Origin of the sequence: Mesorhizobium sp. WSM4887 (assembly GCF_029625865.1) — a bacterium.
Lineage (GTDB): Bacteria > Pseudomonadota > Alphaproteobacteria > Rhizobiales > Rhizobiaceae > Mesorhizobium.
The window spans coordinates 229,283-249,577 of record NZ_JARTVP010000003.1 but is presented as its reverse complement, the minus strand read 5'-3'; the positions used below and the strand labels follow the sequence as shown (position 1 = coordinate 249,577).

24 protein-coding genes are annotated in these 20,295 nt (G+C 63.7%); 10 read left to right on the top strand and 14 right to left on the bottom strand.

Going from position 1 to position 20,295, the window contains the following annotated elements; translation table 11 throughout:
- Positions 1-27 precede the first annotated feature (27 nt).
- Positions 28-1,257: an aminomethyltransferase family protein gene (locus P9230_RS14830; RefSeq protein WP_278120024.1), complete on the top strand. Its 1,230-nt coding sequence runs from the start codon at positions 28-30 to the stop codon at positions 1,255-1,257.
- A gap of 1 nt (position 1,258) precedes the next feature.
- Positions 1,259-1,516 (top strand): hypothetical protein, encoded by a 258-nt coding sequence (locus P9230_RS14825; protein ID WP_082980657.1) that lies wholly within the window; start codon positions 1,259-1,261, stop codon positions 1,514-1,516.
- A gap of 96 nt (positions 1,517-1,612) precedes the next feature.
- Here P9230_RS14825 and P9230_RS14820 read toward each other — a convergent pair whose 3' ends face one another.
- From P9230_RS14820 to P9230_RS14805, 4 genes are all read right to left on the bottom strand, one after another.
- Positions 1,613-2,671 (bottom strand): dipeptidase, encoded by a 1,059-nt coding sequence (locus tag P9230_RS14820; protein ID WP_278119679.1) that lies wholly within the window; start codon positions 2,669-2,671, stop codon positions 1,613-1,615.
- A 282-nt stretch (positions 2,672-2,953) separates the two neighbouring features.
- Positions 2,954-3,250 carry a GNAT family N-acetyltransferase gene (locus tag P9230_RS14815; protein ID WP_127325621.1) on the bottom strand — a complete coding sequence of 99 codons (297 nt, stop codon included), beginning with the start codon at positions 3,248-3,250 and terminating at the stop codon, positions 2,954-2,956.
- Positions 3,243-3,881: an alpha/beta hydrolase gene (locus P9230_RS14810; RefSeq protein WP_067319263.1), complete on the bottom strand. Its 639-nt coding sequence runs from the start codon at positions 3,879-3,881 to the stop codon at positions 3,243-3,245. The genes P9230_RS14815 and P9230_RS14810 overlap by 8 nt, the downstream gene beginning before the upstream one ends.
- 4 nt (positions 3,882-3,885) lie before the next feature.
- The gene (locus P9230_RS14805) at positions 3,886-4,818 is read right to left on the bottom strand and encodes a VOC family protein (RefSeq protein ID WP_067319265.1); all 933 of its coding nucleotides are present in this window, start codon (positions 4,816-4,818) and stop codon (positions 3,886-3,888) included.
- Positions 4,819-5,047: 229 nt separating this feature from the next.
- Here P9230_RS14805 and P9230_RS14800 point away from each other — a divergent pair, with 229 nt between their 5' ends.
- Positions 5,048-6,610 (top strand): alkaline phosphatase family protein, encoded by a 1,563-nt coding sequence (locus P9230_RS14800; protein WP_245322319.1) that lies wholly within the window; start codon positions 5,048-5,050, stop codon positions 6,608-6,610.
- Positions 6,611-6,653: 43 nt separating this feature from the next.
- Here the strand turns inward: P9230_RS14800 and P9230_RS14795 are convergent, their stop codons facing one another.
- On the bottom strand, positions 6,654-8,042 hold the full coding sequence (locus P9230_RS14795) for a PRC-barrel domain-containing protein (RefSeq protein ID WP_095824026.1): 1,389 nt from the start codon (positions 8,040-8,042) through the stop codon (positions 6,654-6,656).
- A gap of 239 nt (positions 8,043-8,281) precedes the next feature.
- Between P9230_RS14795 and P9230_RS14790 the strand changes: the two genes are divergently transcribed.
- The gene (locus tag P9230_RS14790; RefSeq protein WP_067002137.1) at positions 8,282-9,202 is read left to right on the top strand and encodes a diacylglycerol kinase family protein; all 921 of its coding nucleotides are present in this window, start codon (positions 8,282-8,284) and stop codon (positions 9,200-9,202) included.
- Positions 9,203-9,221: 19 nt separating this feature from the next.
- Here the strand turns inward: P9230_RS14790 and P9230_RS14785 are convergent, their stop codons facing one another.
- The 4 genes from P9230_RS14785 to P9230_RS14770 form a co-directional block, all read right to left on the bottom strand.
- On the bottom strand, positions 9,222-9,437 hold the full coding sequence (locus tag P9230_RS14785) for a hypothetical protein (RefSeq protein ID WP_067002134.1): 216 nt from the start codon (positions 9,435-9,437) through the stop codon (positions 9,222-9,224).
- Positions 9,438-9,566: 129 nt separating this feature from the next.
- Positions 9,567-10,031, bottom strand: a complete 465-nt coding sequence (locus tag P9230_RS14780; protein WP_127325586.1) for a phage holin family protein — start codon at positions 10,029-10,031, stop codon at positions 9,567-9,569.
- Between the two features lie 10 nt (positions 10,032-10,041).
- On the bottom strand, positions 10,042-10,368 hold the full coding sequence (locus P9230_RS14775) for a DUF883 family protein (protein WP_095778215.1): 327 nt from the start codon (positions 10,366-10,368) through the stop codon (positions 10,042-10,044).
- 77 nt (positions 10,369-10,445) lie between these two features.
- On the bottom strand, positions 10,446-11,207 hold the full coding sequence (locus P9230_RS14770; RefSeq protein WP_095799844.1) for a Crp/Fnr family transcriptional regulator: 762 nt from the start codon (positions 11,205-11,207) through the stop codon (positions 10,446-10,448).
- Positions 11,208-11,405: 198 nt separating this feature from the next.
- Here P9230_RS14770 and P9230_RS14765 point away from each other — a divergent pair, with 198 nt between their 5' ends.
- Positions 11,406-11,750 (top strand): response regulator, encoded by a 345-nt coding sequence (locus tag P9230_RS14765; protein WP_347403999.1) that lies wholly within the window; start codon positions 11,406-11,408, stop codon positions 11,748-11,750.
- Between the two features lie 31 nt (positions 11,751-11,781).
- Here P9230_RS14765 and P9230_RS14760 read toward each other — a convergent pair whose 3' ends face one another.
- Both P9230_RS14760 and P9230_RS14755 read right to left on the bottom strand, forming a co-directional pair.
- Positions 11,782-12,333 (bottom strand): RNA polymerase sigma factor, encoded by a 552-nt coding sequence (locus P9230_RS14760; RefSeq protein ID WP_040973662.1) that lies wholly within the window; start codon positions 12,331-12,333, stop codon positions 11,782-11,784.
- Positions 12,334-12,336: 3 nt separating this feature from the next.
- Positions 12,337-12,540 carry a NepR family anti-sigma factor gene (locus P9230_RS14755; protein ID WP_067319677.1) on the bottom strand — a complete coding sequence of 68 codons (204 nt, stop codon included), beginning with the start codon at positions 12,538-12,540 and terminating at the stop codon, positions 12,337-12,339.
- A gap of 217 nt (positions 12,541-12,757) precedes the next feature.
- Here P9230_RS14755 and P9230_RS14750 point away from each other — a divergent pair, with 217 nt between their 5' ends.
- The 5 genes from P9230_RS14750 (at position 12,758) to P9230_RS14730 (ending at position 16,258) form a co-directional block, all read left to right on the top strand.
- The gene (locus tag P9230_RS14750; RefSeq protein WP_067002122.1) at positions 12,758-13,552 is read left to right on the top strand and encodes a response regulator; all 795 of its coding nucleotides are present in this window, start codon (positions 12,758-12,760) and stop codon (positions 13,550-13,552) included.
- A gap of 165 nt (positions 13,553-13,717) precedes the next feature.
- Positions 13,718-13,882 (top strand): DUF1328 domain-containing protein, encoded by a 165-nt coding sequence (locus P9230_RS14745; protein ID WP_067002119.1) that lies wholly within the window; start codon positions 13,718-13,720, stop codon positions 13,880-13,882.
- Positions 13,883-14,062: 180 nt separating this feature from the next.
- Positions 14,063-15,094: a sensor histidine kinase gene (locus P9230_RS14740; protein ID WP_278119672.1), complete on the top strand. Its 1,032-nt coding sequence runs from the start codon at positions 14,063-14,065 to the stop codon at positions 15,092-15,094.
- Positions 15,095-15,604: 510 nt separating this feature from the next.
- On the top strand, positions 15,605-15,907 hold the full coding sequence (locus P9230_RS14735) for a hypothetical protein (RefSeq protein ID WP_127324925.1): 303 nt from the start codon (positions 15,605-15,607) through the stop codon (positions 15,905-15,907).
- 105 nt (positions 15,908-16,012) lie between these two features.
- Positions 16,013-16,258: a YMGG-like glycine zipper-containing protein gene (locus P9230_RS14730; protein WP_067002111.1), complete on the top strand. Its 246-nt coding sequence runs from the start codon at positions 16,013-16,015 to the stop codon at positions 16,256-16,258.
- A gap of 83 nt (positions 16,259-16,341) precedes the next feature.
- On the opposite strand, the gene P9230_RS14725 is transcribed toward P9230_RS14730, so the two are convergent.
- From P9230_RS14725 to P9230_RS14715, 3 genes are all read right to left on the bottom strand, one after another.
- A complete protein-coding gene (locus P9230_RS14725) occupies positions 16,342-17,967 on the bottom strand; it encodes a CHASE domain-containing protein (protein WP_127324924.1) in 1,626 nt (541 codons plus the stop codon).
- Positions 17,968-18,098: 131 nt separating this feature from the next.
- On the bottom strand, positions 18,099-18,899 hold the full coding sequence (locus tag P9230_RS14720) for an ATP-binding cassette domain-containing protein (protein ID WP_067002105.1): 801 nt from the start codon (positions 18,897-18,899) through the stop codon (positions 18,099-18,101).
- 13 nt (positions 18,900-18,912) lie between these two features.
- A complete protein-coding gene (locus P9230_RS14715) occupies positions 18,913-20,277 on the bottom strand; it encodes a sugar ABC transporter permease (protein ID WP_278119668.1) in 1,365 nt (454 codons plus the stop codon).
- Positions 20,278-20,295 lie beyond the last annotated feature (18 nt).

Below are 20,295 nucleotides of genomic sequence, written 5' to 3'. Positions count from 1 at the left end.
ACAAACGCAGCGCTCTACGACGCCAACATGAATCGTCATGTGAAAATCAATTCCGCCCGCACCCTTGCGCAATCCCACTTCCGCACGCTTCGGCTCGGCACACCTTTCCAGCCGCGCATCGACGCGCTGGCGCTGACAAACGACTGGTACAATTGGGCCGGCTACCGCGCGCCGCATTCGCTCTGGGACGAGGAGCTGGAATATTTTGCCATTCGCAGCCAGGCGGCACTCCTCGACATCTCGCCGATGACGAAATACCGGATCGAGGGTCCGGACGCTGAAGCCTATCTCGACCGTGTCACGCTGCGCGACGTGACTAGGTTGAAGCCGGGCCGCGTCCACTACACCGCCTGGTGCGACGACGAAGGTTTCGTCCTCGATGACGGCACGCTGTTCCGGCTGTCGCCGACGCGCTTTCGGCTGTGCTCGCAGGAGCGGCATCTGCCCTGGCTGCTTGACAGCGCCATCGGCTACGAGGTCAGCGTCGAGGAAGAAACCGAAGCGATCGCCGGGCTCGCGCTGCAAGGCCCAACCTCCTTCGCCATCCTGCGCGACGCCGGCTTTGCCGGCATCGAGCGGCTGAAGGTTTTCGACCTCGCCGACTTCGCGCATGACGGCGCTGCCATCACCATCTCGCGCACCGGCTTCACCGGCGATCTCGGCTACGAGCTGTTCGTGCCGGCGGACAAGGCGTTGAGCCTATGGGACCGGCTGATGGCGGCGGGCGGGCTGCGCGGCATCCGCGCCATCGGCTACACGGCGCTCAATCGCGCCCGGCTAGAAGCCGGGCTGATCGTCGCCAATGCCGACTTCACCACTGCCCAGCACGCCATCCGTGCCGACCGCCTGCGCATGCCGGACGAGATCGGCCTCGGCTTCATGGTCGATCCGGACAAAGGCCACTTCAACGGCCGCCGCCCCATCTTCGAAGCGCGGGCGAAGAAGCAGCTGCGCCATGTGCTGGTCGGGCTGGAGATCGAAGGCAACATCCCGGCCGTGCACGCCATCGTCTACTGGAAGAAGAGCCGGGAGGTCGGGCTCGTCAGCGCGGCGATGTGGTCGCCCATGGCCAAGCGCAACATCGCCATCGCCTCCTTGCAACGGCCTTATGGTGATACGGTCGTCGACGACCTCTGGGTCGAGATCTACGCCTTGCGCGAGCTGCGATACCAGAAGCTGATGAAGCGGGCGAAAGTAGTGCCGCGGCCGTTCATCAAGCTCGATCGCCGCACCGCCAACCCGCCGGCGGACTTTTGACGTGGAAGGGGATGCGGACAGGCTGGACGCGGAGGCGGAAGCGGCCGAGCAGTGGCAGCTGGTCAACACGCCGCTCGGCGAGATGTGGTCCGGCCGCACCCGCTATGCGGCGGCGATGTTCTTCTTCAAGCGCGGCGAGATGGATGCCGAGACGCTGGAAGTCTACCGCATCTGCGCCCGGCTCGACCATGAAGACCCCTTGCCGATCATCCGCGACCGCGGTGTCGGCAAGGAATGGCTAAAGCGCTTGGGTGCGTAAGCCCGCAGCGCGACGGAGCTGCGCTCCTGCTTCGCCCTAAGATGACGACGTTGGGGGAGCGTTCTGGCCCAATTCCGAACGTCCAAGATTGTCACTTTATCCGATCGTCCTTTCAAGGACACGCAGCCAGTTCCGAAAAGCGATCTTCTCGATCAGCGCGCGCCCGAAGCCGCGAGCGGCGAGCGCGTCGAGGAGCTTCGGCAGGCCTGCCACGTCGCCGATCACCGCCGGGATCATGGCACCGTCGAAATCGGATCCGAGACCCACACCGTCCTCGCCCAGCGCCTGCAACAGCGACTCGATGTGGCGCAGCATGATGTCGAGGCTGGTGTCGGCATTCATGCGGCCGTCCACGCGCAGGAAGCCGGTGGCGAAGTTCAGGCCCACCATGCCGCCCGTTTCGCGGATCGCGCCGAGCTGCCAGTCGGTGAGGTTGCGCGAATGGCCGCAGATCGCATGCACGTTGGAGTGGGTCGCGACCAGCGGCGCATCGCTGAGCGCGGCGACATCGCGAAAACCCTTCTCGTTGAGATGCGAGAGGTCGATCATGATCCTGAGCCGGTTGCACGCCTTGACCAGCGCCTTGCCGGCGTCGGTCAGGCCCGGCCCGGTATCGGGCGATGAGGGAAAGCGGAACGGGACGCCGCTGCCGAAGGCGTTCGGCCGGCTCCAGACGATCCCCAGCGAGCGGAGCCCGGCGGCATGGAGCACGTCGAGCATGGCAAGCTCGGGATCGATCGCCTCGACGCCTTCGATATGGAACACCGCGGCGATCGAGCCATTCGCCATCGCCTCGCGCACATCGCCGGCGCTGCGGCAGACGGTGAGCGCGCCGGCGCGCTCGAGCCTGAACAGGATCGAGGCCATGCCGATGGTCGACGTGACCGCCTCGGCGCGCGGCAGTTCCGGCGGCAGTGGTTCGTTGTCGCTCGGCGCCGGCGGCACGGCGCTGCGCTTGGTCTTTTCGATCGGCGGCGGAAAGATGGCGAACATGCCGCCGGCAAAACCGCCCTTTTTGGCGCGCGGCTTGTCGATGTGACCGCCCGGCGTGCCCTCGATGAACAGCTTTTCGACATCGGCTTCGTTCGACTGGTAGAGCCTGAGCAGCGTGTCGTTGTGGCCATCGAAAACGGGAATGAGGTCGGATTCGGTCATCAGGCCATTCGCTTTTTTGAGGTGGCGGATCGGGGCGGGAGAATCCCAGGTGATCTGTCTAATTAGGCAAGATGGCCGAACTGCGCAAATGCCAGACGCGTGTTCGCATTTATGGCTGGGCGAGACGCGTCGCTCGCCCCTGGCGGCGATGGATCGGCGCGCAGCGCCGAGACGGTTCGGGGCGCTGCAGCGGAGTGAGACGTCGGTTTTCCCTGGAACTCCCCTCAGCCGGCCGCTTCGCGGCCCCCTTCTCCCCGGGGGAGAAGGGGAAGACAAGTGCTACTATTTCAGCACGTCGGCCCATTCCGGATGGCGGCGGAACTGGGCGTTGGCGAAGGGGCAGAGCGGGATTATCTTCTTGCCCGCCGCGCGCGCGTCCTCGACGGCGCGGGCTACCAGGCGAACCCCGGCGCCCTGGCCGCGAAAGACATCCGGCACCTCGGTGTGATCGATGATGAGCTGGTGCTCGCCGACCTTGGTGAAGGTCATTTCGGCCTCGGCGCCGCCTGGTCCGCGCAGCAGGTAGCGACCCTTGGAGCCGCGATCTTCCAGTTCGATCTCAGGCAGCTGGTCAGCCATTTTTCTTGCCTCCTGCGCCGACGAGCGAGAGGGCAAAGAGCCGCCGCGCCGCTTCGATTTCATTCGGCCGCACCTCGTGCCCGCCGTCGTGCCATTCCACTGTGACATCGGCCCCGTCGGCGCGCAAATAGGCCTCCAGCCGCGTTGTCAGGTTCGGCGGGCAGATCGGGTCGCGCCTGCCGGCCGTGATCAGGATGCGGCGCCCGGCAAGGCTGCCCTGCACCTGCGGCTCGAACGGGATCAGCGGATGCATCAGCGCCGCGGCATCGAACAGTCCTGGCTCGGCGAACACCGCCGAGGCCAGGATGTTGGCGCCGTTGGAATAGCCGAGGCCGAACACCGCCGAGGGCTTTGCCGCCTCGACATGCGCCTTGACGAAGCCGGCCATCTTGGCCGTCGCCCGCGCGAGGTCGTCCATGTCGTAGACGCCTTCGCCGGTGCGGCGGAAGAAACGGGCGGCACCTTGCTCCGACACATCGCCGCGCGGCGAGACTATCGTCGCCGAAGGCGCGAGCTCGCGACCGAAGGACAGAAGCTGGTTCTCGTCGGCTCCGGTGCCGTGGAAGACGAACAGCAGCGCGCTGCCCGGCGAACCGGGCAGCACTTTGTGGATGTAGGCGTTCTTGCTCATGGCGTCAGTCTTCCAGCTTCTGCAGATGCTGTTCGAGATAGGGTCTCAGATGCTGATGCTGCGTCGGCAGCTTCAGCGCCTCGCCGAGATGCGCGGTGTCCTCGTCGCGGTTGAAGCCCGGCTCGTTGGTCGACACCTCGAACAGCACGCCGCCCGGCGTGCGGAAATAGATCGCCCAGAAATAGTCCCGATCAATGACCGGCGTCACGCCGTAGCCCGTGTCGACAAGCGCCTTGCGCACTTCGAGCTGCCTAGCGCGATCCTCGACCGCGAAGGCGACATGGTGCACCGAGCCGGCGCCGAGATTGGCAAAGCCTGCGCCCGGCAGCGATTCGATGTCGACGACGTCGGCGCCGTTGCCGTTCTTGATCGCCATCCGGCGGATGTTGCCGGACTTGTCGACCTCTTCATAGCCCATGAACTTCAGCAGCTCCTCGGTGGCGCCGCCGTCCTTCAGTCTCAGCGCGACCGAGTGGAAGCCGCGAATCGCCTCATCGGCGGGGACGCCGCCCTTCACCCAGGGCGCTCTGCCGTCGGCCTTGTCTTCGACCAGCGCAAAACTGTCGCCGTCGGGGCCGGTGAAGGCAAGCCGCTTCTCGCCGAAGCTTTCGCTGCGGCCAACACCGCTGACGCCCTCGTCGGCGAAGCGCTTTTCCCAATAGCCGAGCGTGCCTTCCGGCACCGAGAAGACGGTGGTGCCGACCTCACCCACCCCATGCCGGCCCTTGCCGATGTCGGGGAACGGGAAATAGGTCATCACCGAGCCCGGCGTGCCGAACTCGTCGGCATAGTAGAGGTGATAGACGTCCGGTGCGTCGAAATTGACGGTCTTCTTCACCCGGCGCAGGCCGAGCTTCTTGGTAAAGAATTCGTTGTTGCGGCGCGCATCGCTTGCCATCGAGGTAACGTGATGCAGGCCCTTGATCTGATTGAGCATGGTCTTGCTCCTTCCCTATCCTTGCTGCGGCCCTTGCCGCTGTCCACGCAATATGAGGATAGCGCCGGGCCCGGCAAAGCGACCAAACTCAGAATGGACTGTATCACAAAAGTGAACGGCCATAAGACCTATGTTCACCAATTGATGAAACTGCCTCCTTGCGCCGATCGGGAAATTTCGGCTCCATGAGCGGGCGCACCGTCTTGAGGAGAAGAGTTTGGACAACCGAGTGAGCCGCCCGAATGTTCTTCTCATCACCTGCGACCAGTGGCGCGGCGATTGTCTGTCGGCGGCGGGACATCCGGTGGTGAAAACGCCGCATGTGGATGCGCTCGCGGCCGAGGGCGTGCTGTTCCAGCGCCACTACGGTGGAGCGGCGCCCTGCTCGCCGGCGCGCGCCTGCCTCTACACCGGCCTCTATCAGATGAACAACCGGGTCTGCCGCAACGGCTCGCCGCTCGACGCCCGCCACGGTAACATCGCGCTTTCCGCACGCGCGGTGGGTTATGACCCCACGCTGTTCGGTTATACCGATGTTGCGCCGGATCCGCGCCGGCTTGCGGCCGGCGATCCGCGGCTGAGGAGTTATGAAGGCGTGCTGCCCGGCTTCAGCGTCCGGCAGTTGCTGCCCGAACATCAGAAGCAGTGGCTGTCCTGGCTGCGGACGCAAGGCATCGACACGAGCACCGGGATACCGGGCATCCATCGTCCGGCTGGCAAGCAGGGCAAGGTCGGCGATGATGTAAGCAACGCGCCGCCGGTCTATTCGAAGGACCAGACGCCGGCGGCTTTCCTGGCCGGCGAATTCATCCGCTGGCTTGGCGAACAGGAGCAGGCGGCGCCGTGGTTCGGGCACATCTCCTTCATCAGCCCGCACCCGCCTTTCATCGTGCCGCAGCCCTACAACACCATGTACGACCCGGCCGACGGCCCCGCTTTCCGGCGCGCGGCGAACTGGCAGGCCGAGGCGCAAAGCCACCCCTACCTCGCATACGATCTTGGCCTGCAGAAGCGGACGAAGTTCGTTCCCGGCGCCGAGGGCAAGGTGCGGGATTGGAGCGAGGAGAATTTCCGCCGGATCCGTGTGCTTTACTACGGCATGATCTCCGAGCTCGACGCGCAGCTCGGCCGCATCTGGGAAGCGCTGAAGGCGGCCGGCAGTTGGGATGACACTGTGGTTGTGCTCACCTCCGACCATGCCGAGATGATGGGCGACCACTTCATGCTTGGCAAAGGCGGCTTCTTCGACGCCAGCTACCACATTCCGCTGATCGTGCGCGATCCGCGCCGGACAGAAGCGGCCGGCGCTTCCATCGATCGTTTCACCGAGGCGGTGGACGTCTTCCCGACCTTGCTCGACCTGATCGGCGCAGCACCCGAACCGCACCTCGACGGCAGGTCGCTGGCGTCCTGGCTCGACGGCGAGGAGCCGGCCGACTGGCGCGACGCGGCGCACTGGGAATTCGATTTCCGCTCGGTCGCCGACGGCGAAGCCGAGCGGCATTTCGGCATCGGCTCACGCGACTGCAACCTTGCCGTCCTTCGCACCGAGGCTTTCAAATATGTCCATTTCGGCGGCGGCCTGCCGCCGCTTCTCTTCGACCTGTCTAAGGATCCGGACGAGTTGAGCAACGTCGCGCACGACCCCGCCTATCTGCCGGTGCGCGTGGAACTCGCCGAGAAGATGCTCACCTGGCGCGCCAACCATCTCGACCAATCACTCGCGCTGGCGGAGCTGACAAAGGACGGAGTGGTCGGCCACGTGAGCAAGACAGCAGGCAGCAGGGAATAGCGAAACGCGTATTCCCTGCTGCCTGCTGCTGCTGCCTGGTCCCTTACTGCAGGACCATCCTCTGCTTGTCGCGGTTTGCGGCATAGGAGCTCTTGTCGTAGGCTGCCTGCGCCTCCAACTGCTCCTTGGTGAAGTTGGTGTAGAGATACTTGTTGCCGTCCTTGTCGGTCATGAACTTCAGCTTATCCATGCCGAGGGCGACTTCCTTCTCGCCGATGCCGAGGAAACCGCCGACATCGATAACCACCGCATCCGGCTTGTTGTCGGGCGTCAGCACGACGTCGCCAATCTCGCCGATCTCGACATCGTTGGCGCCGTATACCGTGGTGCCCTTCAGATCGTCGACTCTGATGTTGCCCATCGGCATTTCGTTCAACGTCGATTTGTCGATCGAGGCTGTCTTGGTCGTGTCGGTGGCGGCTGTGCCGGTATCGGCCGGCTTGTTCTCAGCCGTCGTATTCGCAGCCGGCGCCGCGGGCTTGGTCTCAGCCGTCGTCTGGGCCGGCTGAGCCGGTTTGGCCTCCTTGTCGGCCGTGGTGTCGGACGAGGTCACGGCAGGGGTGGTCGTTGCCGGAGCAGTGTTCGAAGCCGTGGTGGCTGCGGCCGGCGCCGGATCATAGGCCTTGCGGTTGAAGTCCGGCTGAGCCTCCAGCTCTTCCTTCGTCGTCTCGGCGATCAACCAGCGATCGCCATTCTTCTCTGCCCATTTGGCCTTGGCGAAGTCGAAGGTAACGTTCTTCTCGCCAATGCCCAGGAAGCCGCCGACGCCGATCACGAGGGATTCGGCCTTGCCGTCCTTGGCAAGAACGATGTCGTTGACGTCACCGATCTTTTGGGCGTCGTCGGCGGTTCCGTTATAGACCGACTCGCCCATGATGTTGGTGGCGAGATTGCCTTCAGCCTTCTCTACCGGCTGGGCCGGCTGCGCGGGCGCTTGCGCCGTTCCGGTGTCGGTGGTCGCAGGCTGCGTGGCATCGGTCGTTTGCGCCGGGGCCGGATCATAGGCCTTGCGATCGAAGGCCGCCTGTGCGTTCAGCTCGTCTTTGGTCGTCTTCGCTACGAGCCAGCGGTCGCCGTTCTTCTCGGCCCATTCCAGCTTGTTGTAATCGAAGGCGACATCCTTGGTGCCGACGCCAAGAAATCCGCCGACGCCGATGATGACGGATTTTACGTTGCCGCTTGCATCGAAAACGACGTCGTCGACCTTGCCGATGTCTTCGGCATCGTCGCCGGTCCCATTATAGACCGATTCACCGATGATATTGGTCATCAGCGCCCCGTCTGCACGTACTACTGGAGCTTGGGTCTCGGCGGCGGGCGCGGGGGTTTCGGTGGCGGGCGCCTGCGCCGGTGCAGGCGTTGTGTTCTGCGCAAAGGCCCCGGTTGCTAGGAGGGTTGCAAGCGCGGTCGTTGCAAAAAGAGTGCGGATCATGATCGTCTCTCCTCGTGCCTGATTTCCTACGCGCCGCGTTCGCGGCCTCGCACAAGGCAAGGGCGAGCGCGGCAATATTCCACAATTTCACAACGTCGTGAGGGGAGCCTTGTTCCAAACGGCGCCCGTCCACGGCGCTTGACTTGCTCGCTGACGCGGAACCTTCGGCGGCCCCTTTCCGTTTCAGCCTGCGGCTGAGAACTCGTTTTTGGCCTAACAATAGCAGGACGGAGAGGGGCATGCGGTTTGCTGCGGTGCTGAACAAGGACGGGGGCACCCTGCGCACGACCGATGTTGCAGCCTTTGCCGACCGGGTCCGCGAGCTTCTGGAAGCGGCCGGCCATTCGGTTCAGATCGACATCGTTGCGGGCGGCGAAATCGCCACGGCTTTGGAAAAGGCCATAGCCAGGCGCACCGTCGATGTCGTGCTGGCCGGAGGCGGCGACGGAACGGTGTCCACCGCCGCCTCGCTTCTGATGAACAAGAAGAAGGCGTTGGCCATATTGCCGGCTGGTACGATGAACCTTTTCGCGCGCAGCCTTGGCATCCCCCAGACACTGGAAGCCGCCTTGAAGGCCTTTACCGACGGCGAGGTCAAGGCGGTCGATATGGCGACCGCGAATGGCCGTCCCTTCGTGCATCAATTTTCAATCGGCATGCATGCCAGAATGGTCCAGCTCCGCGAGAAGATGGATTTTGGCTCGCGGCTGGGAAAGATGCGGGCGTCGGTTCGCGCCGCATGGGCAACGATCAAGAACCCGCGCACCCTGAAGGTGACCTTGACCATCGGCAAGACCGACATCATCACCCGCGCGACCGGAATTGGCATCAGCAACAACCTGTTCGGCGAGGGTCATCTGCCTTATGCGGACAATCCGGCCGGCGGCGTGCTTGGCATCTATGTCAGCGTTGCGCGCCGGCGCCGTGACTTGGTAAAATTGCTGCTTGCCATGCTGCGCGGCCGGTGGCGCCAAAGCGAACATGTCGAGATCCACCAGGCTGACAAGGCCGTGCTGAAAATTCATTCCTCGCCGACAAAGTTCAAGGCGGTGATGGACGGAGAGTTGGTCAAGCTGGAACGCGAAACCACGGTCGAGATCCATCCAGCGACCCTTAACGTGCTGGTCCCTAGAAGCAGCGCGCAGGCAAAGGCAGCCTGAATGGAGCCAAGACTCAAAACTACTGTGTTTGACCGCTGGGAGCAGGCGCCTGCTCGGTCCCTGGAGGTTGTGGGACGTGCTGCTGTTCGGTGCTCGGCTCTTTGATCAGCACGCCATAAATCTCGGCTACGCCCCAGGCGATGAATACCAGCAGCAGCCCGGCGACGAGAATCCTGAGCGCATGCCAGCCCCAGTGCCCCTGGCGGGCTTCGTTTTCAGGAACGGTCTTGGGCATTGTCGGTCTCCAGGTGTGGGGGCGCGCACGCCGAGCACGGGATGGTCGGGTAACGGACCCTTTCCGCGAAAGTTCCCAATCCGACAGCTATATCCGGCACGGTCGGCCGCCCCGACCGGCTTGCCGCGCCTATGGCGTTTCGCTGCGATCCTTTTCTCGAGGCCCAGCCTTCACGTTCTCGCGGTAGATGGCGAAGGCGGCGAGCGCGATCGCGGGCGCGAGAAGCGTGCCCAGGCCGCCCTTGCTTTTCGCGAGCGCCGGGAGCAACGCGAGCGCCGCGGTTACGCCAACCGCCGTCATGTCGGCCTTTCGCCTTCGCGCGCGCCGCCGCGCCCGCATGCTGGTTGTCAACTTGTGGATCACGACAATCAGCCCGGCGATCACCAGGAAGCCGATGCCGAAGCCGAGGCTGGTCGCTAACGGCCCGTAGCGCGCCGCCAGCCAGATATACGCCGCGCCGATGAGGAAACCGACGCCGCACAGGGCAAAAACACCGGCAAGCCCGTAGAGGATTGCGGTCAGCCGCGCTCTTTGCAAGGCCGCCACCGCCTCGCCGGAAGCAAGGCCGGAAATAAGCGAAACCAGCGTCCCCATATGAGGGCTGCTAGCGGCGCGACAGCAGCGCGAACAGGAAGCCTACTCCCGCCGCAATCGCCAGCGACGTCACCGGCTTTTCGCGAACGCTGGCTATCAACTGCGCTTCCAAATCCTGAGCACTTCCGCGCATGCTTTCGAACGCTGCCTCGCCGTGCGCGCGCAGCTGCTCGACGCCTTCGGCGGCCGCGCGGCGCGCTGCCCCGTAACTGTCGTCCCGGGTCTTGGCCAATTGCCTGGTGAGCTCTTCGATATCGGCCTTCAACTGCCGGATGTCGGCTTCGAGGTCGGCGCTGGGGGGAGTATCTGTTGCGGATCTGCCTGCGGCGGTCGCCATTGCGTAACTCCTTAAGTTTGCTTCCATTTCAACGCTTGGCCGAGACCGGGGTTCCGTTCTGCCGGTCCGGCTCGTCGTCAGATGAGCGGTCTGCGCTCCTCACCCAAACCTTGCCAGCCGGCCAGCTCCGTCAGCCCCTCATGGCTGAGAACCTCGCAACCACCGTCACGCCAAATGATCAGCTTACGGTCCATCAGCTTGCGGATCGTCTTGTTGGTATGCACCAGCGAAAGGCCGAGCGTATCGGCGATATGCTGCTGCGTGATCGGGATCTGCACCGGCCGCTTGCCGTTCAGGCCCGCGCCCCGGGCACGGCTGGAGATGAAGGCGACAAGATAGGCGGTGCGCTCCAGCGCGGAACGGCGACCGATGCTCAGCAGGTTTTCATCGAGCATGCGCTCCTCGCGCGACGCCATCCAGGTGATGTCATAGGCCAGGCCCGGGTAGTTACGGTAAAGCTCGTGCAATTGGTCGCGCTCGAAGACGCACAGCAGCATCGGCGACAAGGCCTCGACGGAATGCTGCATCTCGCCCATTAGGCTGCCTTGCAGGCCGATGAGATCGCCGGGCATGGAATAGTTGAGGATTTGCCGCCGCCCGTCGGGCAACAGCTTGTAGCGGAATGCCCAGCCTGAAAGTATGGTGTAGAGATGCGCGCTGTGGCTGCCTTCGACCAGCACGGTCGCCCCCTTGTCGACCGCAAGCTCTCCTTTCTTGAAGCCGCTGACGAACAACAGCTCCTGGCTCTCGAATTCGCGAAAGACTGGCAGCGGCCGCAGCGGGCATTTGCCGCAAGGATATTGGCGGGTGGCAAGGGAATATGCGCTCTGGCCGGACATTTCGACCCCTCTTCGAAACCCCTGCCCCGATCGGGCGAATACAAACGCTTCACCCGGACCGAGGTTCCGCCGCTCACGCAATGCATCGCCGGTCATGTCTTTTTTAAATGACAGAGCGTCGAATACCGCGCATGACTGCAGCCTTATAGGAGTCGCCGCCACGTGCCCCCATTGCTAGACGGATTGCGTATCCTGGTCTTGGAAGACGAATTCCTGATAGCGATGGATGTCGAGCAACTATGCCGCGACCAAGGGGCCGCCGAGGTCACGATTGTTGGCGACCTGGCTGAAATCGACCTGCGGGATGGGTTTTCCTGGTTCGACGCCGCTATCGTCGACCTGATGCTCGGCGGCACCTCGACACTCGACTTCGCCGGGCGGCTGCGCAGCGCAGGCATTCCATTCGTCTTCGCGTCCGGCTACTCCGACGCCGAGGATCTCGAAGGCTCTTTTCCCGAGATTAAGCTGGTCACCAAGCCCTACTCGGGAGACGATCTGATCCAGGCCCTGGCGCTCGCCTGCAGGCGCGCGAAAGCGGCGTGACGACGTAGCGTCGAAGAGCCGGAGGTCGGTGTCAGGCGGCGTTTGATCCTGTCACCTGCGCCGAGATCGCGTCGGGGCCGTATTCGTCCTCGCCAGAAATCTTCAGGATGTCCTGCAGCCGGGCGCGCGCGCGGCTGACCCGGCTCTTGATCGTGCCCACCGCGCAGCCGCAGATCTCCGCCGCCTCTTCGTAGGAAAAGCCGGACGCGCCGATCAGGATGATCGCTTCGCGCTGATCCTCCGGCAGCTGCTCCAGCGCGCCGCGAAAATCCTTGAGATCGAGCTGGCCATGCTGGGCCGGGTGGACGGCGAGCCTGGCGGTCATGATGCCGTCGCTGTCCTGCACCTCGCGGCCGCGCTTGCGCATCTGCGAATAGAATTCGTTGCGCAGGATGGTGAACAGCCAGGCCTTGAGGTTGGTGCCCGGCTGGAAACTCTCATGTTTGTCCCACGCCTTGACCAAGGTTTCCTGGACGAGGTCGTCCGCCTTGTCGGCATTCTGCGTCAGCGACACCGCAAAGGCGCGCAGGCTTGGGATCGCGCCGAGCAGCTCGGTCTTGAAGCTCTGGGAGACCGCCGCCATGTCTCAGTCCTTTTTCTCGGCGGGTTCGGCCTTTTCCAGCTGGCTGAGCAACTGAGCGAATCGATCCGGCACCTGATCGGAGACCAGCTCGTCGTAATATTGCTTGAGTTTGCGGGCGATTTCGGAGTTCGGTCCGAGCGGACTGCTACCCCCGTTCCGGTGCCTGCTCGGGGCGCCAGTTACTGCATTCTTTGACATTTCTTTCATGTTTGCCCTAAGTCCCAGCACCTGAAACCGCTTTAAAACCATAGATCACGACGCAAGCGGCACCCTTGTCTGGTTGCCCATCCCAAAGCCGGAAACGCCCGCTTCCTAATTTAGTTCCCTGCCCGGCGGAACTTTTTCAGAAAGCCGACGTTGGTTTTGCCGGGACTTCCAGTGAGTCTAGCCTTTGCAACAACGTCATCTGAGGGAGACGTCAAATATGAGCCTGTCCGCAACCATCGCTCCTCACCTGCCTTTCCTCCGCCGTTTCTCGCGCGCCGTGTCGGGATCGCAGGAAAGCGGCGACGCCCTGGTTGCTGCGATGCTGGAGGCCATCATCGCCGACACCGAAGTTTTCCCCAAGGCATCGAGCGATCGCATTGCGCTGTACAAGGTCTTTGCCAGGCTTTTCACTTCGATTGCGATCCGCGTGCCGCAAGAGCATGCGCAGACAGCTTGGGAGCAGCGGGCGGCCGCCAATCTGAACGCAATCGCGCCGCGGCCGAGGCAAGCTTTCCTGCTGGTCGCCGTAGAGGGTTTCAGCGAGGATGAAGCGGCGGAAATCCTCGATGCGGACGAACAGGAGTTCTCCGAATTGCTTGCCCAGGCAAGCAGCGAGATTTCCCGCCAGGTCGCCACCGACGTGCTGATCATCGAGGACGAGCCGCTGATCGCCATGGACATCGAGGAGATGGTCGAAAGCCTCGGCCATCGCGTTGTCGGCACCGCCCGCACGCACGCCGAGGCGGTCGCCGTTTTCGGCAAGACGCGTCCGAAAATGGTGCTGGCCGACATCCAGCTCGCCGATGGCAGCTCGGGCATAGAGGCGGTCAACGAGATCTTGTCCTCGACGCCGGTGCCGGTGATCTTCATCACCGCTTTCCCTGAGCGCCTGTTGACCGGCGAGCGTCCCGAACCGGCGTTTCTGGTGACCAAGCCCTTCAATCCAGACATGGTGAAGGCCCTGATCAGTCAGGCGCTTTTCTTCGACCGGCAGGCGAAAGCCGCGGCCTGACCGCATGTCCGATCATTGAGGTCTCATGCGAGGCGCCCGCGCCTCGCACGATGCGGCGCGGAGTCCCATCCGTGAAGCGTTTTCAGGGGATCGTCTTTTTCCGGAAATGGTGGAACAAACGCCATCCAGCCACGTTTTTTCCAGGACGTTAGAAGGAGAGATATCATGCTGTACTGGGCGCTCGTTTTTCTTGTGGTCGCGATCATCGCCGGCGCGCTTGGGTTCGGCGGCATCGCCGGCACGTCGGCTGGCATCGCGCAGATATTGTTCTTCGTCTTCCTTGCTTTCCTGGTGATCTCACTCATCGCCGGCCTCGTCAGGAGAACCTGACCAGGGGGAGTGCCGAACACTGGAAGCCGCACCCCTCAAACGGTTTCCAGCCACCGCCGGGCGATGTCCCCAAAAGGATGTCGTCCGGCGGACCGCTTTTGGGCAGCATAAGCATCAGTAGGTCAAGACCGGGGCAGCAATCCTCGTAAGCCGTTCGCGCCTGGATGCGGGAAGTATCGAATGCGTTCCAAGGCCTCAGAGAAGGACTATACGCAAGAGCGCAGCGACGAAGTGATCGCGATGCATCCGGCGGAAAGCGGGATGCAGGTGGGTCGCGCGCTACTCCACGCGCTCCACAATGCTGGAATTTCGGTCCTCTACCAGGATCGTGAAATGAAGACCGTCTGGGCGCGCAACATGCGCGCCCCGTGGGCCTGCGAGACGGCCGAGGGCAAGGATGCGCTTTCCCCCGCGCAGTCCGAGCGCATAGGCGCAGCCAAGCGCAAGGTGATTGAAACCGGCAACCCGGATCGCCTCGAGCTCGGCATTTCCGACAGTGACGGCGTGCGCTGGTTCCATGTCTGGATCGATGCCGATCGCAGCGACTCCGGCGAGGTTCAGGGCGTCGTCACCACCATGGTCGAGACGACGGAGCAGAAGCGCCGCGAGCAGACGCTGAAAACGCTGCTGCGAGAGGTCAGCCATCGCTCGAAGAATCTTCTGGCCATCATCCAGAGCATAGCCACCCAGACCGGACGCTACTCGGAGACGCTCGGCGATTTTCTGACGCGCTTTCGCGGCCGTATCCAGTCGCTCGCCTCGTCTCAGGATCTGGTGACATCCTCCAACTGGCGGGGAGCGGCGCTTCGTGAGCTCGTGTCCGGCCAGGTCGGCCGCTATAGCGCCGATCCAAGTCGCAGCCTGCGTTTCGATGGGGAGAACCCTTACCTCAATCCGAACGCTGCCCTTCATATCGGACTGGCCATGCACGAGCTGGCCGTGAATTCGGTAAGCTACGGCGCCCTGTCGCAGCCTGACGGGCGGATCAGGGTAAGCGCCAGGATCGCGGCCGGCAGCGAGACTTCGCCTGGCCTTTTGCTGATTTGGACAGAAAGGATCGGCGCCGGTCGGCGCACCGAAAATCGTTTTGGCAGCGTCGCCCTCGAACGCGTCGTGCCGACGTCGCTGAATGGCTCCGCCAGTCTCGATATCGACGACGATCGTCTCGAATATCGCCTGACCATCCCGCGCGGCAATTTCGAGATAGAATGAACAACCACGTCTTGGGCAACAGACAGCCGCCGGAGAGGCGTTAACCTGCCATTCACCATAAAATCCGATTGTTTTTCCCCGGCAGAAGCAACTCCAGGATAGCGCGCAATGCCCTTCCGAGTTGCGTAAAACCGTGGAGTGGATCGGCGATCCCGTGAGGCGCTGAACCGCTCGCGACGCATCAAACCCAGCCGCGCAATCACACCGCGATTTGGGAGGAAGCGAATGATGATTGCCGATATGGACAGGCTGGAGCGGGCCGCCCGCGTCTCGATGAGCGGCTTCCAGGACCGAAGCACGGCCCTCGCCCCGTTCCTCCCATCCATCGCTTCGCCTCGGCGCCGTCGCGCTTGTTGCTGCTCTCGTGCTGGCGGTGGCCTGGCAACTGGCCTGATCTTTCCAATCGAGCAGCCGGCCGGCGCCAAGGGCACGCGCCATTGCGCGCCGACTCCGCCGAGCAGGAACTTTTGAGCGGCAACAATCGTTCTTTGCGGCGGGAGGATTCGACCCGTGGAACACATCGCCGCCTTGCTCCTCGTCATTGGCTGCTCGGACACCATGACCGATTGCCGCGAATTGTCGGTGCCGGTCAGCGTCTTCGAGACTTTCGAGGCCTGCATCGCCGAACGGCCGTTTGCGCTGGGCGACCTGCAGGGGCGCACGCCGCGTGTCATGGGCGAGTGCCTTGCCGCCGATCCGGCACTTGAAGACGACTACGATCAACTGCTGTGGACCGTGCGTCCCGACGGCAGGCTCGTCGCGTCGCTGGAAACTTCCGGCGCGCTTGTCGCGTCAAACGGCGCACGCCCGTAAGACACTCTCTTCAGCAATAACAAGATCGGGCAGGCAAAGCCCGTTTTTTCGTGCTAAACGGCGGTTGGCACTGCCAAAAGTGAGGACAAAAGCGAGGAGCTATTTATGCGGAAAATGATCATTGCCATGGTTGCCGTGGTCGCCGTCAGCGGCTGCACCACGACCGAGCAGGATGTCGTCGGGGGCGGCTTGATCGGCGCCGGCGTCGGCGGCCTGGTCGGCGGCGGCAGGGGCGCGCTGATCGGCGCGGCTGTGGGCGCCGGGTCCGGCCTGTTGGTTCGCAACCTGCGCAATGGCTATTGCATATATCGCCACGCTGACGGCACGAGATACAAGGCCCGCTGCAACTGATTTTCCGCGAGACACAGTCATCTACCCGGGGGCCGACCAGCGGTCCCCGGGTAGATCCTTGTTAGACCCTGACTGACAGGCGCTCAGCCTGGCAGGGGTATTCGGATTTCCACCTTAAGCCCGTCGGCCCGGTAGTCGCGCTTGATCCTACCGCGCAATTCGCGCGTGACATTGAGATCGATCAGCTTGGTGCCGAAACCGGTCTTTGCCGGCGGCTCCAGTTTCTTTTGCCCGGCCTCGCGCCAATCGAGCACCAGCGTCCGCTCCCGGCCACGTCCTTCGACCCGCCAATCGACCTTCAGGGCGCCCACCGAGTTGCCGGCCTCGCCATATTTCAGCGCGTTGGTGGCAAGCTCGTGGAAGGTCAGGCCAAGCGCCTGCGTCGTCGTCTCGTCAAGCAGCACTTCCGGCCCCGACAATATGCCTTCGGAAAGCTCTTTGCCGAACACCTGCCCAAGCTCGGTGCGCAGCAGGTCGCCGAGGTCCGCTTTCTGCCAGCGCGAGCGTGTCAGCATGTCCTGCGACGCGGCCATCGCCTGCAACCGCGCCGAGAATGATGCCGAGAACTCCTTCACGTCCGTGGCCTGCGAAGCAGTCTGCCGCGCGATCGCCAGCACCCTGGTGATCGAGTTCTTGATGCGGTGCTTCATCTCCTGCAGGATCAACTCCTTTTCCAGCAGGCTCTTCTCCGTCGCCTCATGCAGCAGCGACTTCGCCTCGTAGGCGCGCTCCTGATAGCGGGCCACCAAGGCAATCGCCCCGGCGAGCAGCAGACCGAACAGCCCGAGCATCACCGGGATGGCGCGCGAGGAAGGCAGCGCGAAAGCGCTCGTCGGCCGAAACAGGACAGTCCAGGGTCGGCCGGCCACGACGATATCCCGGCGCGCCAGCAGCTTTCCGCCGAGCGATTCGGCCGGCGGCGCCTCCGACCGGAACAGGAGATTGTCGGCTCCCGGCTGGCCGTCGAAGATTTCGACGTTGACCGGCAGCAGCGGAGCCTTGCTGAGCGCCACCTGGAACAGATCGCGTGCGCGGAAGGAGGCGTAGAGGAACCCGGCGGTCGAGGAGCGGCTGGCATTAATGACATCCGGAGCCGTTTCCACGTTCAGCCGCACGAAGACCAGGAATCCGGGGAATGTCTGCTCCAGCCCTTGTCCCTGGCCAAGTTGAACGAGCCCGCTGGCATGCTGCTGGTCGTCGGCCATGGCCTTCTCGATTGCCGCCCGCCGTGCCGGGTCGCTGAACATGTCGAAGCCGATGATCGACTGGTTGGAGGTATCGAGCGGCTCGAAAAGCACGATGGGCGTGCGCCATTGCTGCTGCGTGATGGCCGGATAGACCGGGTGGGCCGAACCGCGAGCGCGCAGGATGTCGCGCTCGAGCGTGGCCTCGTCGCCGGCCTTGGCCAGCCTCAGGAAGCCGATGCCGCGCAGTCCGGCGAAATTGTCGTCGATGTCGAGCGCGGTGAGGAAGGCCTTGAACTCGCCGCGCGTAATATCGCCGTTACGAGCATCGAACAGCGCCTGGGTCGAGCGCAGCAGCGACAGATGCAGGTCGATGCGGCTCTCGATGCGGTTGAGCGCATCGTCGGCGGTTCCCTCGAACTTGATGCGTGCCGCCTCCTGGGTCGCGAAATAGGCGAACCCCGCCATCGTCAGGCTGATCAGCGCGACGGCGATGAAGGCGACGATCGGGAAAAGCTTTTTCAATGCAGGGTGCGGCCCATGGATGGTTGGCCACCTTTATGGGCAAGTCTCCGCGCCAATACAATGGCAAGGCCAACCTAACGCCGCGATTGGCTCATCAAACAAGTCGCAAATTAGCCAACCAATTTATAGTCTTAGGCCGCGATTTTCAGCGCTCCCGGGCCTGGCATGGCGCCTGGCGGGCACTTGCCCAGAATGATCATGCCGAGCACCTCGTCCTGGGTCACGTCGCTGGTGCGCGCCGTACCGACGACCTGGCCGTTCTTCATGACGCAGACCCTGTCCGCCAGCTCGAACACGTCATGGATGTCGTGGCTGATCAGGAAGATGCCGATGCCGTCGGCCTTGAGTTGCCGCACCAGTTCGCCGACCTGGGCCGTCTCCTGGGGGCCGAGCGCTGCCGTCGGCTCGTCCATGATCAGGATTCGCGCGTTGAACAGGATCGCGCGCGCGATCGCCACCGACTGCCTCTGTCCGCCGGACAGCTTGATCACCGGCTCCTTGAAGCGCTGGAAGCGCGGATTGAGCCGGCCCATCACCTTGCGCGCTTCGGCCTCCATGGCGACGTCGTCCAGCGTGCCCCAGGCGGTCATCAGCTCGCGGCCGAGGAAAAGATTGGCGGCGGCGTCGACATTGTCGGCAAGCGCCAGCGTCTGATAGATCGTCTCGATGCCGTATTTCTTGGCGTCGCGCGGGTTGGAGATTGCTGCCTCCTCGCCGTTGACGAAGATCTGCCCGGCATCGCGCTTGTAGGCGCCGGACAGTATCTTGATCAGCGTCGACTTGCCGGCGCCGTTGTGGCCGAGCAGCGCCACCACTTCGCCGGGGAAGAGATCGATGGAGGCATCGTCGACGGCGCGAATGCCGCCGAAGGCGATCGAGATGTTGCGCATGTCGACCAGCGGGGCGCCGGCGGGAGCGTTCTTGTCTGCCATGATGCTGCCTCCTTCACACCCGCTTGCGGTAGATGGTGTCGAGCCAGACCGCGATGACTAGCACGGCGCCGACGACGATGCTTTGCAGCGGCGAATCGACGCCGAGGAGCACCATGCCGGACTGCAGTGACTGCATCAGCAGCGCCCCAAGCATAGCGCCGAGCACGGTTCCCGAGCCGCCGGCGAGCGAGGTGCCTCCGATGACCGCCGCGGCGATGACCAGGAGCTCGTCCAGCGTGCCGAGCGCATTGGTCGATGAATTCTGCCGCGCCGACGATATCGCCGCGGCCATCGTCGCCAGCACGCCCATGATCATGAACACCTTCATGGTGATCCAGCGCGTGTTGATGCCGGCAAGGTTGGCCGCTTCCGGATTGCCGCCGATGGCAAAGACATAGCGGCCGAAGCGAGTGCGCTTGGTGATGAAGGTCATGACGAGGCCGACGGCGATCGCCATCAGCACCGGAATGGCGATGCCGTGGGCGATGAACAGGCCGCCTTGGGGGACCGTGATGTTGTTGGCGGCGGCGTAGCGGTTCACGATGCCGACCGGCCAGGGATAGGAATTGGCCAGCCACACCGCGCCCATGATGACGGCGCAGGTGACCGCGCCGAGCAGCGTCTCGGCCCAGATCGGACGCAGCGGGAAACGGAATCGCTTGCGCTGCACCCTGCCGTTGAACAGCGCAAACACCACGGCAACACAGGCGACGGCGCCGACGATCCAGCTCCATCTGGCGCCGATCGAGCCGGCCGGTCCGCCGCCCATCAGCTGGAAGGTGGCGTCGAGCGGCGCCACCGTCTGGCCGCTGGTGACCCACCAGGCAGCACCGCGCCAGACCAGCAGCCCGCCAAGCGTCACGATGAAGGCCGGCACTTCGAGATAGGCGATGACGAAGCCCTGGAAGGCGCCGATCAGCAGGCCGAGCGCCAGGCCGATCAACAGCGCCAGCACCCAGATCCAGGGATTGCCAAGCTCGAGCCCAACCATTCGCACCAGGAAATGCACTTGGGCAAAGCCCATGACCATGCCGATCAAACCCTCGGCGGATCCGACGGAGAGGTCGATGTTGCGCATGACGATGACCAGCACCATGCCGGAAGCCATGATGGCCACGGCCGAGGTCTGCACCGACAGGTTCCACAGGTTGCGCGGCGTCAGGAACGTTCGGCTATCGAAATCGAGCGGATTGACGCCGAGCCGCAGGCTCGAGATGACATGCAGGCCAATCCAGATGATCAGCAGCGCGCCGACCATGCCGAGCATGCGGGTGTCGAGCTCGGTCGCCTTGAGGAAGCGCCCGACGGCGCTGAGTTCGGAAGCCCGCGCGCGATCCGCCGCCGGGTTGGCCGGCGTATCAGAGGTCGTATCGGTCATGATCTCCTCCCACCGGCT